At 50.9% G+C, this 16,416-nt stretch carries 16 protein-coding genes; 14 read left to right on the top strand and 2 right to left on the bottom strand.

The window, feature by feature from the left end:
* Window positions 1-117: 117 nt before the first annotated feature.
* Complete coding sequence (locus ACXX82_RS06765; protein WP_458562650.1) at window positions 118-1,809, top strand: PQQ-dependent dehydrogenase, methanol/ethanol family; 1,692 nt, start codon at window positions 118-120, stop codon at window positions 1,807-1,809.
* Between the two features lie 65 nt (window positions 1,810-1,874).
* Window positions 1,875-2,234 (top strand): c-type cytochrome, encoded by a 360-nt coding sequence (locus ACXX82_RS06760; protein WP_322232994.1) that lies wholly within the window; start codon window positions 1,875-1,877, stop codon window positions 2,232-2,234.
* A gap of 50 nt (window positions 2,235-2,284) precedes the next feature.
* On the opposite strand, the gene ACXX82_RS06755 is transcribed toward ACXX82_RS06760, so the two are convergent.
* Entirely contained in the window at window positions 2,285-2,737 is a 453-nt protein-coding gene (locus ACXX82_RS06755) for a CzcE family metal-binding protein (protein WP_458562649.1), read from the bottom strand.
* Between the two features lie 767 nt (window positions 2,738-3,504).
* Here ACXX82_RS06755 and ACXX82_RS06750 point away from each other — a divergent pair.
* The 11 genes from ACXX82_RS06750 to ACXX82_RS06700 all read left to right on the top strand — a co-directional run bounded on the left by ACXX82_RS06750 (window position 3,505) and on the right by ACXX82_RS06700 (window position 14,015).
* On the top strand, window positions 3,505-4,491 hold the full coding sequence (locus ACXX82_RS06750) for a Bug family tripartite tricarboxylate transporter substrate binding protein (protein WP_322232990.1): 987 nt from the start codon (window positions 3,505-3,507) through the stop codon (window positions 4,489-4,491).
* The gene (locus ACXX82_RS06745) at window positions 4,488-6,113 is read left to right on the top strand and encodes a class I adenylate-forming enzyme family protein (RefSeq protein ID WP_458562648.1); all 1,626 of its coding nucleotides are present in this window, start codon (window positions 4,488-4,490) and stop codon (window positions 6,111-6,113) included. The genes ACXX82_RS06750 and ACXX82_RS06745 overlap by 4 nt, the downstream gene beginning before the upstream one ends.
* Before the next feature lie 27 nt (window positions 6,114-6,140).
* Window positions 6,141-7,292, top strand: coding sequence for a thiolase C-terminal domain-containing protein (locus ACXX82_RS06740; RefSeq protein WP_322232986.1), 1,152 nt, complete (start codon window positions 6,141-6,143; stop codon window positions 7,290-7,292).
* Complete coding sequence (locus ACXX82_RS06735) at window positions 7,289-8,482, top strand: thiolase family protein (protein ID WP_322232984.1); 1,194 nt, start codon at window positions 7,289-7,291, stop codon at window positions 8,480-8,482. The genes ACXX82_RS06740 and ACXX82_RS06735 overlap by 4 nt, the downstream gene beginning before the upstream one ends.
* 201 nt (window positions 8,483-8,683) lie before the next feature.
* Entirely contained in the window at window positions 8,684-9,142 is a 459-nt protein-coding gene (locus tag ACXX82_RS06730; protein WP_322232982.1) for a Zn-ribbon domain-containing OB-fold protein, read from the top strand.
* Entirely contained in the window at window positions 9,142-10,512 is a 1,371-nt protein-coding gene (locus ACXX82_RS06725) for a flavin-containing monooxygenase (protein ID WP_323507546.1), read from the top strand. Before ACXX82_RS06730 ends, ACXX82_RS06725 begins: the two co-directional genes overlap by 1 nt.
* Window positions 10,513-10,651: 139 nt before the next feature.
* Window positions 10,652-11,806, top strand: coding sequence for a thiolase family protein (locus tag ACXX82_RS06720; protein ID WP_322232978.1), 1,155 nt, complete (start codon window positions 10,652-10,654; stop codon window positions 11,804-11,806).
* A gap of 4 nt (window positions 11,807-11,810) precedes the next feature.
* Window positions 11,811-12,221, top strand: a complete 411-nt coding sequence (locus ACXX82_RS06715) for a Zn-ribbon domain-containing OB-fold protein (RefSeq protein WP_322232976.1) — start codon at window positions 11,811-11,813, stop codon at window positions 12,219-12,221.
* Window positions 12,218-13,006 carry a TetR/AcrR family transcriptional regulator gene (locus tag ACXX82_RS06710; protein ID WP_322232974.1) on the top strand — a complete coding sequence of 263 codons (789 nt, stop codon included), beginning with the start codon at window positions 12,218-12,220 and terminating at the stop codon, window positions 13,004-13,006. Before ACXX82_RS06715 ends, ACXX82_RS06710 begins: the two co-directional genes overlap by 4 nt.
* A 359-nt stretch (window positions 13,007-13,365) precedes the next feature.
* A complete protein-coding gene (locus ACXX82_RS06705) occupies window positions 13,366-13,656 on the top strand; it encodes a nucleotidyltransferase family protein (RefSeq protein ID WP_322232972.1) in 291 nt (96 codons plus the stop codon).
* On the top strand, window positions 13,653-14,015 hold the full coding sequence (locus ACXX82_RS06700) for a HepT-like ribonuclease domain-containing protein (protein ID WP_322232970.1): 363 nt from the start codon (window positions 13,653-13,655) through the stop codon (window positions 14,013-14,015). The genes ACXX82_RS06705 and ACXX82_RS06700 overlap by 4 nt, the downstream gene beginning before the upstream one ends.
* A gap of 160 nt (window positions 14,016-14,175) precedes the next feature.
* On the opposite strand, the gene ACXX82_RS06695 is transcribed toward ACXX82_RS06700, so the two are convergent.
* Window positions 14,176-15,282 (bottom strand): CaiB/BaiF CoA transferase family protein, encoded by a 1,107-nt coding sequence (locus tag ACXX82_RS06695; protein ID WP_322232968.1) that lies wholly within the window; start codon window positions 15,280-15,282, stop codon window positions 14,176-14,178.
* Window positions 15,283-15,562: 280 nt separating this feature from the next.
* Between ACXX82_RS06695 and ACXX82_RS06690 the strand changes: the two genes are divergently transcribed.
* The gene (locus ACXX82_RS06690) at window positions 15,563-16,327 is read left to right on the top strand and encodes a crotonase/enoyl-CoA hydratase family protein (RefSeq protein WP_322232966.1); all 765 of its coding nucleotides are present in this window, start codon (window positions 15,563-15,565) and stop codon (window positions 16,325-16,327) included.
* The last annotated feature ends 89 nt before the right edge of the window (window positions 16,328-16,416 follow it).

Below are 16,416 nucleotides of genomic sequence, written 5' to 3'. Positions count from 1 at the left end.
CATTGATATTCATGTAGTTGCTGTAAGCGAGACAGAGGCTTGTCTCGTATCTTTATTTTGTTTTTGATTCAGATTTTATTTTTACAAAAAAATATAACAATAAGGAGGAGACCATTCATGAAGTATCAACAAAAGTTACGTTCCTTAGGCTGTTTGATCGCACTATGTGCGGTGGCGTCGTCACCTTTACAGGCGCAGACGATGGACAATTTGAAGAACGATGCCGCGCATCCGGAAAACGTGTTGACTTATGGCATGGGTTACTCCCAGCAACGCTATTCGACGCTCAAACAAATCGATAAAAAGAATATCAAAAAGTTGGCACCTGTTTGGGCGCTGGGTCTGGAAAATGAATATGGCGAGCAAGCCCAGCCGATGGTGCAGGATGGCGTGATGTACGTTAGTAACGCCAAGTGGACCGTTGCCATTAATGCCCTAACCGGCAAGCAAATCTGGCGCACCGCGGTTGATTTTGATCCTGATACCCCGCGAGTGGTTTGTTGCGGCGTGTCGAATAAGGGTGTTGCCTTATATAACGGCATGGTATTCCGTGGCACGCTGGATGCGAATATCGTGGCGTTGGACCAAAAGACCGGAAAAGAAATCTGGAAGACGAAAGTCATCGACTGGAAAGAAGGATATTCCATCACCGGTGCGCCATTGGTGGCTAACGGTGTATTGATGACCGGTATTTCTGGTGGCGAATTTGGTGTTCGTGGTTTCGTCGACGGCTATGATCCGGCCACTGGCAACCATTTATGGCGTCGTCATACAACAGCCGGCCCGGATGAAAAAGCGGGTGAAAGCTGGAAGGTCGAGAACGCGTACAAGAACGGCGGCGGCAGCACCTGGCTGACGGGCAGCTATGATCCAGAGTTGGATCTGGTCTATTGGGGTACAGGTAACGCGGCGCCCTGGAATCCAAATTCTCGCGGTGGTGACAGCCTTTACACCGCTTCTGTGATTGCGTTCCGTCCAAAAACCGGTGAAATCGTCTGGCATTATCAATTCACGCCGAACGACATGTTCGACTTTGATGCAACGTCCGAAATGATCCTCGGCGAATTGAAAATTGATGGCAAACCGCGGCGTGTATTGATGCAGCTTGATCGCAATGGCTTTGCTTATGTGATTGATCGTACCGATGGCAAGTTGTTGGCAGCCAATCCCTATGCAAAAGTTAATTGGGCTTCGCATATTGATATGGCGACGGGTCGTCCGGTCGAAACCGGTGTCGCCAAGACATTGCGTGATGGCCAGTCGGCCGATATCTGGCCGAATATTATCGGTGCCAAGAATTGGTCACATGCCGCGTTTAATCCACATACCGGTTTGTTGTATGCCAACACTATCCACATGTCGTCGTCCTACTCACTCGATACCGTAGCGACCTATAAATCCGGCATGCGTTGGGTTGGCGTAAAAGATATTAAATTCGCTTTTGAGCCGAATGCGCCACATGGCTTTATCTCAGCAATCGATCCAATGACTGGCGTAGCAAAGTGGCAGATTCCGTTGAACGATCACGCCAATTGGAGTTCGATGTTGGCCACTGCAAGCGGCTTGCTATTTACCGGCCGTCATACCGGTGAATTTATTGCACTGGATGCGGACAATGGTAAGACGCTTTGGCAATTTCAAACGAGTTCCGGCATCAATGCTAGTCCAATTACGTGGACTATGAATGGCAGACAATATGTCACCGTATTGTCTGGCTTCGGCGGCTTGGGTAAGCGATGGGTTGGTCCTGAGGCGAAAAATGTTCCACAAGGTGGTTCAGTATGGACTTTCGCGCTACCGGCTAAATAAGCAGATATAAAAAAAGACGTTTTACGTGCGTGCACCCGTCAAGGGTGTACGCCGGGAGAAATAAATTGCATCAAATCTTTGGTAACTTAGTTAGTGTTCCCCGCCGGTTATATTCAACTGCGATTGCAGGTCTATTTGTCTTCGCGACTGTTGCCGCAACGGCGCAAGATATAGCGACACCGTCGCCAGAACAAGTTGCGCAGGGTGCCAAGTTGTATGCCGCAAACTGTGCTGTTTGTCATGGCGGCCATATGGTAGATGAGGGCGGTGGATTTTTTGACTTGCGTACTTTTCCGCCCCAACAACGGACGCGTTTTATTACTTCGGTAAGCAACGGGAAAAATAGTATGCCGCCGTGGAAAAGCGTGTTGTCGCAAGACGAAATAGCATCACTTTTCGCCTATGTTGTCGCAGGCGAAAAGTAGATAAAAAAAGTAAATAACTTTAATGCGTACTTTTACTAAAGTCGCTTTAGTCAGAAAATCGACAACATACTTGGTGCAACATAGACTTCGACTTGATGGTCAACAACATTAGGTGGTGCTATTCGGTTTAAATCGAATAGGAAAACATTGTGTGGCACATCAAATCGCCATGCAAATGCGTTGCTTCCAACAACAAAATTGACCGTTGTTCCATCGGTTACGTTGATGTGAGTGGTGGTGGGATCAACTCTGACGGTGACCGTCGCCGATCTGGCTGAAGCAGCGCTACCCAACGATACCATTGTGATCGTTGCTGCAGATGCTGGCGCTGACAATAGTGCGCATACCGTGATGAGCAATGCTGCCATTAACGTTGCCAACAAGCTAGGGAGTCTGGATAGGCGATCGCCGTCAGGAATCTTGGAAACAGAGTGAGTTGATGTCTTATTAAACAGCCTGTCAAAGCAGGCGTCGGACGGCCGTAAAATTATTTTCTTGCTCATCGCGCACTCCTTAAATTAGGTAGAACGTGACACTTAGGAATTGAAGCAGTTTCACGCTATAAAAAACGACGTTTCAAGGGATAAAGTAGCACTCTTGATTGTGAAAATATTCGCCGTATCAAAACACAAAATAATGATGTTAATTGTATAAGTCTTTGTTAATACAAAAATTGATCTTTATCAAAACATCCTCATATTTCAGTTCCAGCATAATGTCCTTTAGATCATCGGCGAGCTGGCTATTTCAGAGCCTTTCTCCAGTGCTGTTGTCAAGATCGCGAGCCCGAGAACAGTCGGCAACTTTTGCCAGAGTAGGTTTATGAAGAGAGCCGACCAGGAATGCATTGATGGATGTATTTCCAGCGAATTTTGAGTGATTATTTCAACATTCGAGCGGGAATAAGTTAAGTAAAGCTGGACCCATAAGCGTTGCCATATTTTTTATTGCCGTTCGGAAATTATAAATTTGTCTTTATTTGTTGGTTAAAGCAGAAGGCATGATGTGTCTTTCGCTTTGGTCGATACGGATACCTTCAGCTAATAGCTGGTCGGGACACCATTTGCCGTCCTTGCATCACACTTAACCGAGTCTTCTTTATGTCGTAATATAGAGAAAATGTACTGGCTAGTACAAAAAAAATTCTAATAAGTATTTTAAAATTCCAAAGAATAATGTAACATCAGATTAATCGACTCAGGCATCATTTGGTCGACCAGCCACAGCGGATGGCAAAAGACACAACGGACACAACGGGGGAGACAATAAAATGGTTTCAAGACGTACGGTAATTCAGGCGGCTATTGCCGGTAGTGCTGCGATTGTATTTAAAGCAGCTTCGGCGCAAACCAGCTCCTGGCCCGAAGCGAATGTTCGCATCGTGGTGCCGTTTAGTGTCGGTGGTGCATCCGACGTCTTGACCCGTTTGCTGGCTGCCAAACTTCAGGCGAAGTTGGGGCAAAGCTTCATTGTCGATAATCGTACCGGCGCCGGTGGCAATATCGGTATGGAAGTGGTGCGTAGCGCCAAACCTGACGGATATACGATTGCATCGGCTACGGTCGGCACGCTGTCGATCAATCAGTTCTTGTTCAATAAAATGAGCTACGATCCGGCGCAAGATTTTGACTACGTTTCGATGATCTGGGAAAACTGCAACGTGTTTGTTGTCGCGGCAGAACATCCCGCAAAAACAGTACAAGAATTTCTGCTCTGGGCGCGCAAGCAACCTAAGGGCGTGTCTTACGGTTCTGCCGGTATCGGTACCACGCCGCATCTGGCCGGAGAATTATTCCGTGCCCGTACCGGGATTCAGGCGCAGCACATTCCATTTCGCGGCGCATCGCAATCAATGCCTGCATTATTGGCTGGTGACACCAACTTTGCGATCGATAATATTGCCAGCTACATGGGCCTGATTCGCGCTGGCAAAGTGAGGGCGCTGGCAGTCACTTCGGCCGAACGCTGGCCTACTTTGCCGCAAGTGCCGACCATGGCGCAAGTGGGGATTCCTGATTTTGTCGTTACGTCATGGGGTACCTTCGTCATGCCTAAAGGCACGCCAGCCCCAATCGTTGCCAAATTATCTGCAGCACTGAAAGAAATCGAGAACGATCCGGTGGTCAAGCAGCGTTTTCTTGAAACCGGAGCGCGTGCGATTTGGTCGTCGCCGCAAGATGCGGTCGCGTTTGCCCAAAAAGAGCGCGTGAAGTGGAAAGATGTTGTACAACTTTCCGGTGCGAAACTGGATTCATGATGACGCCGCCTTTTAGCCGAACGCTGATCGAATTAGTTCGTGAGCAAGCCCAGCGCGCGCCGCAAGCCTGCGCTTTGGTGTGCGAGCAAGGACGCTTCACTTACGTGGATCTGGCGGAACGCGCTTCTCGCGTAGCCAGCGCTTTGCAAGCTGCCGGAATAAAACGTGGCGACCGCGTGGGTGTATTGCTGAGTAACCGCGTTGAATGGATTGATGTCTGTCTGGGCGCCGGTGCTTTGGGCGCTATTCTGGTACCGCTGAGTACCTGGTCTACCCGGAATGAACTGGCTTTCTTGTTGAAAGACTCAAGCCTCTCGCTGTTGATTTCAGCGGCTCGCTTCGGCGACCGTGATTTTGAAGCTGATTTCGTTGCGCTTCAGGGCCTGCCAGGTGTACCGGTCTCAGAGCACATCTGGTTGCTTGATAACGTGATCGGCGTTAGCACGCTCTCTTCTTATAACACGATTTTCGATACCGCCATTGCACTAGGCGAGTTGGCATCAGGTGCCGGTCCTTGCGCAGACGATGATGCGTTAGTACTTTATACATCCGGTTCAACAAGCGCACCGAAAGCCGTGCCTTTGCGCCAGTTTGCAGTCGTCGAAAACGGCTTCAATATCGGTGAACGCCAAGGCTTCACGGGCGACGATCGAGTACTGTTGTCATCGCCTTTGTTTTGGGCATTTGGTGGCGCAAATGCATTGCCCGCCACCTTTGGTCACGGCGCGACATTAGTATTGATGGAAAAATTCGATGCCGCAAGCGCGATGAAAATCATCGAGACTGAACGCTGCACCGCTATCTATACTTTGCCAGCAATGACTTCAGCGTTAGCGCATCACCGTGACTATCGCAAAGAGCGTCTGGCAAGTCTGCGTACCGGTGTCACCATCGGAAGCGCCGAAGAGTTTTTGATCGCGGTCGAGACGCTGGGCGCTGACGAGTTATGTAACATTTACGGCGCTACCGAGACTTGCGGTAATTGTGCAGTGACGTGGTACCACTGGCCAGTTTTACGCCGCGCCCATAGTCAGGGCCCGCCGCTGCCAGGACAACAAATTCGCTTTATCGATGAAGATACCGGCGAAGAAGCATTGCCCGGTATGCCGGGATTAGCTGAAGTGCGCGGTTACACCACACTTGGCTACACAGGATTCAGCGCGCAACAGAATGCGACCGCGTTCACCGAAGACGGCTACTACCGCACCGGCGATCTGGGCAAGTTCAATGCCGATGGCGATTTTGTATTCGTCGGTCGGGTTGGTGAAATGATTAAGCGTGCCGGTATTAATGTCTCGCCGGCCGAGGTGGAAGCCGTTTTACGACACCATTCATCAGTACAAGATGTCGCCGTAGTTGGCGTACCGGATGCGATCCGCGGTGAACTGATTTTCGCATTCGTGGTACCTGTTTCGTCCGAGGCCTTCGACTCTGCTGCTTTACTGCGGCATTGTGCGGCGGAATCGTCGAAATATAAGGTGCCCGACCATATCGAGTCCTGCACGAGTCTGCCGCTTACTGCGACCGGCAAACTGCAGCGGCGCGAACTTAAGCAATTGGCTCTCGAACGCGCTTTGGCACTTGCTGCCATCGCGTCCCAAAAACGCGCTTCGGCAGTATAGTCGTCGCGCTTCACTCCTGAGGTATTTATGCCACTTAACCGACCTACGGCCGTTATCGGGTCAGCCATCATGGTCCCGATTAACTCGGACCGCCGTTCCCTAGAGGAAATCCTGTACGACGTTGCACAGGCGGCCCTGAAGAGCGCCGGTATCCCTATCGAAGATATCGACGGCATCATCGTCGGATCTAATGACCAGGTCGACGGTCGTGCTATCTCCATCATGGCCGCATCTGGCTCTGTTGGTGGTGTCGATCGCGACATCCTGTCCACACCATCGGCTGGCGAACATGCCTTCGTAATGGGTGTATTGCGTATCGCTTCAGCCCATTTCGAGACGCAGTTAATTGTTTCCTGGGGCACAAGAGAATCATCGTCACTTTCTGAAGTCGAGCGCCTGGCTAACGATCCTTATTTTCATCGCAAATTGCCGCTGGATGATTTATCTTCGTATGCATTGCAAGCTAATGCGCTGATCGCCGCACAGCCTGAAGCACAAACATTAGCTGCACAACTGGTGCAGCAGAATCGTCGCCGCGGATCTCACGCCTATCCGGAAGCAACCGGTCCGGTTGAGACAGCAGCAGAGATCAATGCGTCAAAAGCGGTACGCTGGCCTGTCCGTGAAGCCATGCTGCGCACACCAACTACAGGCGCGGTAGCACTCGTACTGGCATCGGATGAGTACGTTGCCAAAGCGGGAATTACTAATCCGGCGTGGATTCGCGGCATGGGTTGGGCGACTGAAGCAGCATTCCTGGGTGATCGTGATTTAACTGCTGCGACAGCGTTGCAAGAAGCTGCACGTCAGGCATTTAGTGACGCCGGTGTTGCCAGTATTAAAGAAATCGACGTTGCTGAAATCAGTGGTCCTACACCGTTTCAAGAATTAATCGCTTATCAAGCGCTCGGTATTGCAGAGCCAGCACAATGGGCTGAAGTCGTCAGCACAGAACACGCACATCCGACACTCAATCTGTCCGGCGGTGTGGCGTCAATCAATTCTGTATTTTGCGGCGGACTGGTACGTATTGCCGAAGCTGCTAATCAGGTCATGGGAACGGCCGGTAAGCATCAGGCAGCCAAGGTTGACACCGCGCTGGCGCACGCAGCAAGCGGTCCAGCCATGATGTATCAGACCGTTGTCGTATTCGGAAACAAACTGGGAGGAACCCAATGAGTCAATCACGTACGAATCAACCACGTGTAGGTATTATCGGCATCGGTCAATCCGCATTCAAACCGAAGCGCGACGACGCAAGTTATCCGGATCTGGTACGCGAAGCAGTTGTACTGGCGATGGCCGGGAGCCAACTTGAATTCGACGATATCGATGCTATTGTGTATTCCCTGTCGCCAGATGCGATGGTTGGTATCGGTAACGCAGAACGCCTGGGCGTTGATGCAGTCGGTGGACGTAACAAGCGCTTCCTGCGTATTAACACCGGCGGTGCAACTGGTATTTCCAGTGTTGCTGCTGCGTATTACCACATCGCTTCGGGTGCAAGTGATGTCGTGATGACAGCTGGTGCTGACAAAGTTGGCGAATGCGGTGATTCACAAACCGTACTGAACAAAATCTGGGATCCTATCTACGAGCGTCCATTGCCCCTAGGCACGATCACCATGCTGGCGATGTCGGCAATTCGATACGCAGATAAGTATGGCATGTCGCAAGAAGACATGGCAGCGGTAGTCGTGAAGAACCGTTACCACGCTTCATTGAATGCCAATGCGCATTTGCGTAAAACGACGACTGTCGAAGAAGTGATGAATTCACGCATGATCAGCTATCCGATCAAGCTGATGGATTGCTGTCCACAGTCCAGCGGTGGCGGTGCGATGATTCTAGCTTCAGAAAAGTACATTAAAGACCGCAATCTGGACGCTGTGTGGATTACTGGTCTGGGCCATTGCTCAGAGAGTTATTACATCGGCGACCGTATGGGTAATGACTTCTTGGCCGACCATGCTGACGCTTTTGCATTAAGCCGTTCGTTTGAGCGTACTTATAAAATGGCCGGTATCACCGACCCGCAAAAGCAGATCCATGTGGCCGAATTGTATGCACCGTTCAGCAACACTGAATTTCACTCAATCGAATCAGCTGGCCTGGCTAAAATCGGCACATCGGTGGAGCAGTTGAAAGAAGGACGCTATACGATCGGCGGCGAGATTCCGGTCAATCCATCGGGCGGTACTTTATGTACTAACGCGATTGCGGTGACTGCGATGATTCGCGTAGCAGAAGTAGCGCTGCAAGTGTGGGGCAAAGCTGGAGCGCATCAGGTAAAAGGTGCACGCGTAGGCGTCGCCAGCGGTAACGGTGGTGATCACCAGTTCTTTGGAACAATGGTCATCGAGGCATAACATCGAGAGTGTTAGTACTTAAGCAAAACCGCCCCAGCGGCGTTATACCTCCTTGCGTTACATTCGTAATGTCTGCGTCGGTATGCCTTGCTGGGACAATTTTACGTAAGTCCTAAGAGTGAAAAGGCGATCTCAGGAAACATCTCCTCAAGAATGTTTCAGAGATCACCAAAAATCAATCAATTTTCTGAAGGAAAAAAAATGGAACTGCTGAAACGCCGCGAGGCTTGGAACATTACCTACAATCACGCACTGGGAGAAACAGCAAGCTGGTTCTACGTTCAGATTCGTGACCACGCTAAGATTTATGGTCGTCGTTGTGGCGAAACCGGTCGTGTACTGGTCCCACCACGCGCTTTTTCTGACCAAACTTTAGAGCCAACCACGGAATGGGTTGAAGTCGGTCCAGGCGGTTGTATCGAAACGTTCACGATGGTCTATGAGCCATTTCAAGGCTTGCCAGATCCTCCGTATGCTTTCGGTTATGTTTTGCTGGATGGTGCTGATACTGCAATTGGTGGTTTCTTCAAAGGTATCGACCTGACAGATCCAGATAAAGCAGCTAAACAAATGGCATTGAAAACACGTGTCGTCACTAAATTTGCAGAAGTCCGCACTGGTGATGTCCTTGATTTCTGGTTCGAGCTGGAAGCAATCTGATGCAAACGGCATCCAGAACCGCACAGCGGGTTGCGGTGATTGGTGCCGGGGCGGCTGGCCTCTGCGCCGCCAAGCACTTATTGGCGCGCGGGGTCGACGTCGTAGTCTACGAACTTGGTTCATTCATTGGCGGACTGTGGGTCTACCAGAATGATAATGGCCTTTCACCGGCCTACCGATCGCTGCACTTGAATTCCGAAGTCAGCATCACAGCATATAAAGATTTCCCTTTTCCTAAAGATGGCCCGCTGTACCCGGATCACTTCGGCGTCAGTCGCTATTTGCAAGCTTATGCCGAAAAATTCGGCGTAGTGCCACACATCCGGTTCCACTCTAAAGTGGTGGATGTTGCGGCCAAAAATGGTGGATGGCAGGTTCGTCTCGATGACGATACCGTTGAACAGTTCACCTCGGTCGTGATCGCTAGCGGACATCAGGGCGTGCCTAAGCATGCCGCCTGGCGTCATGACTTTGCTGGCGAATATCTGCATTCAAACAGTTATCAAGTTCCCGAACCTTTCCGCGATAAGCGCGTATTGGTGGTCGGTATGGGTAACAGTGCAGTCGACATCGCCTCCGATATTTGCGTCGTCACTAAATCAACCACAATTTCTGCACGTTCGCCTGTATTAGTCATGCCGCGTATGTTGTTCGGCGTGCCGACTTCACGCGTGCTGGGCAAGATTGAAAAACGCTGGATGCCTTGGCCGATGCGCCGTACCATGCGTGAAATGCTCACCCGCATCGTGCACGGCAGTATGAAGCAATGGGGTTTTGTTGCACCGAAAACACGAACACATCCGACCAGTCATCCAAGTCTGATGGGACATTTCGTCTGGAACCGCATCACGGCTAAACCCGGAATTGAATCGGTGACCGGTAACGAAGTGCGCTTTCTGGACGGTAGCGTCGCGTCATTTGACACTATCATTGCGGCCACTGGCTATTCAGTTGGACTGCCCTTCCTGACTAAAGATGCGGGAGAGACCGAAGAGCACAAACCAGATTTGTTCCTGCGCGTCGTCTCACCAACGCAACCTGGCCTGTATTTTGTGGGATTGTTTAACGTCGCCGGTGGCGGCAACATCCGCATGATGGACGATCAGGCCGAATGGCTCGCCGAGATGGTATGCGGTGATGTCGACTTGCCGGATCAGGCCGGAATGCGCGCCGCGATAAAGGAAGAGCAAGCTTTCCTGCAACGCCATTACCCCGCCAGCCCGCGCTATGCACTTGAACTCGATCCAACTTTCTATCGCAAGCAACTCGCAAAAGAGCGCAAGCGTAGCCTTGGTTATCGGCAACGTGTTGCGCAGCGGGTGTCGATCGATGTGGTTGAAAATTCAGTTGCTAAGTCAGCGTCCACATAAATAGCGGAAGACTAACGTAAAACTATCTCATTAATGGGCGTGTCAACCCTGGCGCCAAAGATAGTACGGTTAGTCCGATTCCGATGTAAATCCTGGCAAGTGCGCGGCAGTCCGACAACTTTGAAATGAGATTACTACTATGTCATTACGTGACAAATCCTGTGTAACTGGTGTCGGTGAAACCGTCTACATGCGCGGTTCTACTAAAACAGCATTCGAACTTCAAATCGAAGCCTCATTGAAAGCGATCGCGGACGCAGGGCTGACACCAAAAGATATCGACGGAATCATCCCGGTCGGCATCGTCAGTGGTACATCCGACGATTTTATCGAAAACTTCGGCATTCCCGATTTGCGTTTCTCAGCGGTGATTCCGCATGGCGGTGCTAGTCCAGTGATGGCGCTGCAATGCGCCGCTGCGGCAATCGCCGCTGGTGTCTGTAATCATGTATTGATTACCTTTGGCCGAAACGTCAGTGCTGGATCCAACAAGGCCGGCGCACGCATCCACCAGATGCCGCAGTTCCATTTCGTGACAGAATTCGAATACCCTATCGGTGCAATCGCTCCGGCGCAATTGTATGCGCCGATGGCACGCCGCCATATGGAGTTGTACGGCACTACGGTTGCGCAATTCGGCGAGGTGGCGGTGGCCTGTCGCAAGCACGCGCTGCTTAATGACAACGCCCTGATGAAGAAACCGATTACGCTCGAAGATCATCGCAACTCGCGCATGATTGCCGATCCGTTCCGCTTGCTCGATTGCAGTTTGGAAAGCGATGGTGGCGCGGCCATTATTGTGAGCGCTGCTGAACGTGCCGGTGATTTGCGTCAACCACGGGTATATATTTCTGGCGTTGCCGCCGGTCATCCCGATTCACCAGGGTCCATCACGCAACGCCCGGATATGACCAGTCTCGGCATTGCTAAAGCGGCACCGCGCGCATTTCAAATGGCGGGCGTAACGCATGATGATATCGACCTCACACAAATTTACGACTGTTTCACCTATGCCGTGATTCGCCAGCTTGAAGATATCGGCTTCTGCGCTAAAGGCGAGGGCGGTCCATTCGTGGAAAACGGTCGCTTGCAACTCGGCGGTGCATTGCCGACCAACACGCACGGCGGTTTATTGTCGCAAGCGCATGTATGGGGTCTGAATCATATCGTTGAATTGGTGCGGCAATTACGCGGTCAAGGTGGCCGCGCACAAGTTGAGAATGCCGAAGTCGGTCTCGTGACCGGCTATGGCGATATGGGCGATGGCGCTTTAGCCATCATGCGCAGAGGATAATAAAATGACCGTTCCAACCAAACCGATTCCACAATTTAACGAACTGTCACGACCTTACTGGGAGGCCGCTGTAGAAGGTCGCCTGGTGATTCAGCATTGCGCCGCATGCGGCAAAGCCCGTCATTATCCGCGCCTGTTGTGCGATGCATGTTATTCAGATGCGGTGGAATGGAAGGCCGCCAGCGGTGCCGGCAGAGTACATAGCTGGACCGTTGCGCACCATGCATTTCACCCTGCTTTCGCGGCCGAACTGCCGTACACGTTGGTAACGGTGGATTTGGACGCCGGTGTCCGTGCGCTGGGGCTTTGGCAGAGCGGTACGCCTGTCATCGGGCAGTTGGTACAAGGCCGATTTGTACCGCGGGATGAAACGGCTGATCTGATTTTTGAGTCAAGTCCAGACCCATTAAAGTGAAAAATAACGCCGAGCATAAGAGTAAAGATCCAGTCGATATCGTCAAGATGCGGGGAACCGTGGCGGCAAAAATGGCCACTCCCTGCAAAGTTGATCGTAGCGTACAGGGCATCTCATCACGCAATACCACGCGTCATGCACCCACCGAGATAGAAGATATTCGCGACGCAGTTTCCAGACTCAAACGTGAACGTATCATCTCGGTCGCGGTTGAGCTGTTCTATCACAGCGGGTTCAACAACACCACGCTTGAAGCAGTCGCCGAGAAAATCAACGTCACCAAGCCATTCATTTATTCGCACTTCAAATCGAAGAACGATTTATTGGCAGAAATATGCTCACGCGGTATTCGTGCATCGTTAGAAGTATTGAATCAGATCGTTGCCACCGGACATTCGCCGACCGAAAAAGTACGCTCGCTGGTGCATGACTTTACGCTGGCAGTCCTGGAAAATCAGGAGGCAATTGCCATCTACATGCGCGAGCAAAAGCATTTGTCAAAGATGGATAGCGAAGTCATTGAAGAGATGCGACGCGAGTTTGATCGTAAATTGTGTGCATTGCTGGAGGACGGCATCGCCACCGGCGAATTCACCGTACCGGATGTCAGAATTACGTCGTTGGCAGTCGGCGGCATCGTCAGCTGGTCATGCGTATGGTTCAGACCTCACGGCCGCCTGAAACAGGTTGAAACCGCCGAGCACGTGTCTGATTTGGTATTAGCCATGATCCAGGCCAAGTCAAATCGCCGCAAACGCGCGCGTGCTGCGGTGGAAACTGCTTGAGTTTTCGGTTGCGAGCCGCATATTATTTCAACATCAGCTTTTAGGGCTCCTTCCGTGATTGACTTTACGTATATTGCTCTAACGAGACTAACTTCCTTATCGCGCCAGCAAACTACCTTCAGCGAAAGGGTTCATAAACCCGTTGCTGGAAGAGTTTCACTTAAAATCCGTTAAAGATTTCTCCGTCAAGGCCAAAAAATAGTCTACTTAGCCAGCCAAATTTATTAGCCAAATAAATAGTTGGCAATCAGAATGGGCTATATTGGTGTTTTTCCACGTGCATCTAGCTAATATAAGCATTTTTATAAGTATATTTTTTAGTATTAACGTGGAACATCATTCCCCCTTGAAAGATCAAGATGAAGCCTTCTACTGCTCTTGAGCAGAACCGTATTGCCGTACGCGAAATCACAAGTAGATTTCATACGGCCAATCCGCGTGTGTTTGGTTCTGTTTTACACGGCGAGGATGAAGAAGGGAGTGACCTCGATTTACTGGTTGATCCTACCAGCGAAACCACGATGATGGATATCGGTGCGATTCGTTACGAACTGCGCCAGTTACTAGGCATTGCAGTTGATGTCCTTACACCCAAAGCGCTGCCGGAAAGCTTCAGGGCCCAAGTGCTTGCGGAGGCAATTCCCGTATGAGCAGGACTGATCAACCACGTGTGGCTGAATACTTAGGCCACATTATTGAAGCAATTCAGCGTATCGAATGGTATAAAACCGGCATGACAGAAATGCAATTTCTTGACGATGAGAAAACTCAGGATGCGGTTGTTCGTAATTTTGAAATCGTTGGAGAGGCTTGTAAAAACATTATAAAGAAGCATCCAGAATTCGCGGCTCAGCACAGTGAAATTCCCTGGGGATTTGCCTACGAAATGCGCAATGCCTTGGCGCATGGCTATCACAAAGTCGATTTTGAAATAGTATGGAATACGATACATCGTAATTTGTATTTACTCCTGGCCCAAATTGAGCAGGCTCTGATAAAGATAAAGTGACAGGCGCTTACATGTCCCTAACTTTAACCCGGCAGTTGAATAGAAGTTATTAAACTAATGAATGTTCTGCAAGGATTGTTGACGACAATCCAGGACTACTATTCTGTTTATTCGGTCTGCTTGCAATCGCGCAATATCCTCCCCGATATTGCGCCCACTTTTATCCCCCTAATATTTCGCTATTATGCTGACCTAGCCCCGGAGCAGGACGGGCGATGGTGCCGATTTGTCCGTCTAAAATCAGTGGTTGCCGAATGAAACGTTCTTTTTTCTGCGCATTTTTATACTGCCCTTCTATTTCAACCACCATGCGGCGTGCGTTGACATGGGCATCTTGTACCACGTCTTCTGCCTTTAACACCGGACCGAAAGCGATACGTTCCGCTTCCAGGTTTTGACATAGCCAGTCGAAACTGCGGCCAGCAATTGCATTGCGCAAATGTGGATCGATTTCCTGGTTGCGTGCATTCCGTTCTAGCTCCGGCAGACCCGCAAATTCGTCGAGCCCGATCAACTCGCAAAGCGCCCGCCACATGTGATCTTCGCCTGCAATACTCAACGTGATCTGGCGTCCGTCGGCAGTGCCAAACAATCCATAACCCGGATCTTCGGGGGGCAGCGGGCGGATCGGTTGCTGGTTCATCACAGGGACCAAAAACGGCGTCATCCAGCAGACTAATGAATCGAACATGGAGACATCGATTTGGGCGCCTTTGCCGGACTGGGATCGTGCGAACAGTGCGGTCACAACACCTAATGCAGCGAACATCGCCGAAGAGATGTCGGCCAGTGGCAACACGGGTAGCGTGGCGTTAGCCTCCTGGCCTTGCGGTACGTCCAGCATGCCGACCGAACCCTGGATGCTGATGTCATGTCCGGCGACGCCTGCCATCGGGCCATTTTGGCCAAACGACGAAATTGAGGTAAATACGAGCGAAGGTTTGCGCGTGCGCAATGTGTCAGCGTCCAACTTTAAGCGTGCCATGACACCAGGGCGAAATCCCTCGATGACGACGTCCGCCGTATCGACCAGTTGCAAGAACTGTTCTTTGCCTGACGAAGATTTAAGATCCAGCGTCACTGAGCGTTTGTTGCGATTCAGTGAGGAGAATAGCCCGGGGAAGCGACGTGACGGATCACCGCCATCTGGTCGTTCAATCAGAATCACATCCGCGCCGAGGTCAGCTAATAGCATCGTCGCGAAGGGGCCGGGATATTGTTCGGCCAGACTAAGGATGCGAATGCCGGCTAATGGAAGTGCTGCCATAAGAGGTTGCCTAATAAGCGATAGTTGATGCTTCAATACCGAAGAGTATAAAACAAATACTAAATAGTATGTGTGATTCTGATTAACGAATTGTTGGCCGAAACGCATAAACATCAGAAATGCGTGGTTTTTTTGAAATCGACTGATCATGCCGTAAAGTATATACTTGACCGTATTGAATAGTACCGTTTAGTATTATGAGCAATGCTGGCCGGAGCCCCTCGCACTGGAGGCATAGAAATTATCGGTAGTACCGAACGCACAATGAAGGATGTAACCCATGGCAGATGAAGTATTGGTCGAACATGAAGATGGTCTGGTGATCATCACAATCAACCGACCACAGGCGAGAAATGCAGCCAATCGTGCGGTTTCTTTCGGCGTGTGTGAGGCAATGGATGAGATGGATCGGCGCGATGACTTGCATTTGGCCATTCTCACTGGCGCGGGTGGTCATTTCTGCTCTGGGATGGATCTCAAGGCATTTGCACGCGGTGAAGTCACGCGGGTTGAGGGAAGAGGCATCCTGGGTATGACCGTGACGCCTCCGGTTAAGCCTGTGATTGCTGCTGTTGAAGGTTATGCGTTGGCTGGTGGATTCGAATCGGCGTTAGCTTGCGATCTTTTGGTGGCATCGCGCACGGCAATGTTTGGTCTGTCCGAAGTCAAGCGCGGACTGGCTGCCGCGGCGGGAGGATTGTTGCGTTTGCCGCGCTTGATCCCGCAGCGTATTGCGATGGAAATCGCGCTTACCGGCGAAATGATATCTGCCGAGCGGCTGGAACGTTATGGACTGATCAATGCATTGGTGGAACCTGGTGGTGCGCTGGCCGAAGCCAAGCGTCTGGCGCGTCTGATTCTGGCGAACGCGCCGATGTCAGTCGCGGCAAGTAAGCGCGTGATTGTTGAACAGCGTGATTGGCCAATTAACGAGATGTTTGCACGCCAGGATGCTATTACCGGCCCGGTGTTGCGCTCCAACGATGCACGTGAAGGCGCATTGGCGTTCGCCGAAAAGCGCGCGCCTAAGTGGACAGGTACTTGAACGCTGTTAGTAGCTAAGTTAAAAATAAGACTTCAACGATAATAATTCAAACCTAAGTCTACATACCATGGCGACAGTCTACTCTTGGG

It is taken from the genome of Glaciimonas sp. GNP009 (genome assembly GCF_054343755.1).
The sequence above is the reverse complement of the archived record's forward strand: the minus strand, read 5'-3'. Positions and strand labels throughout refer to the sequence as shown.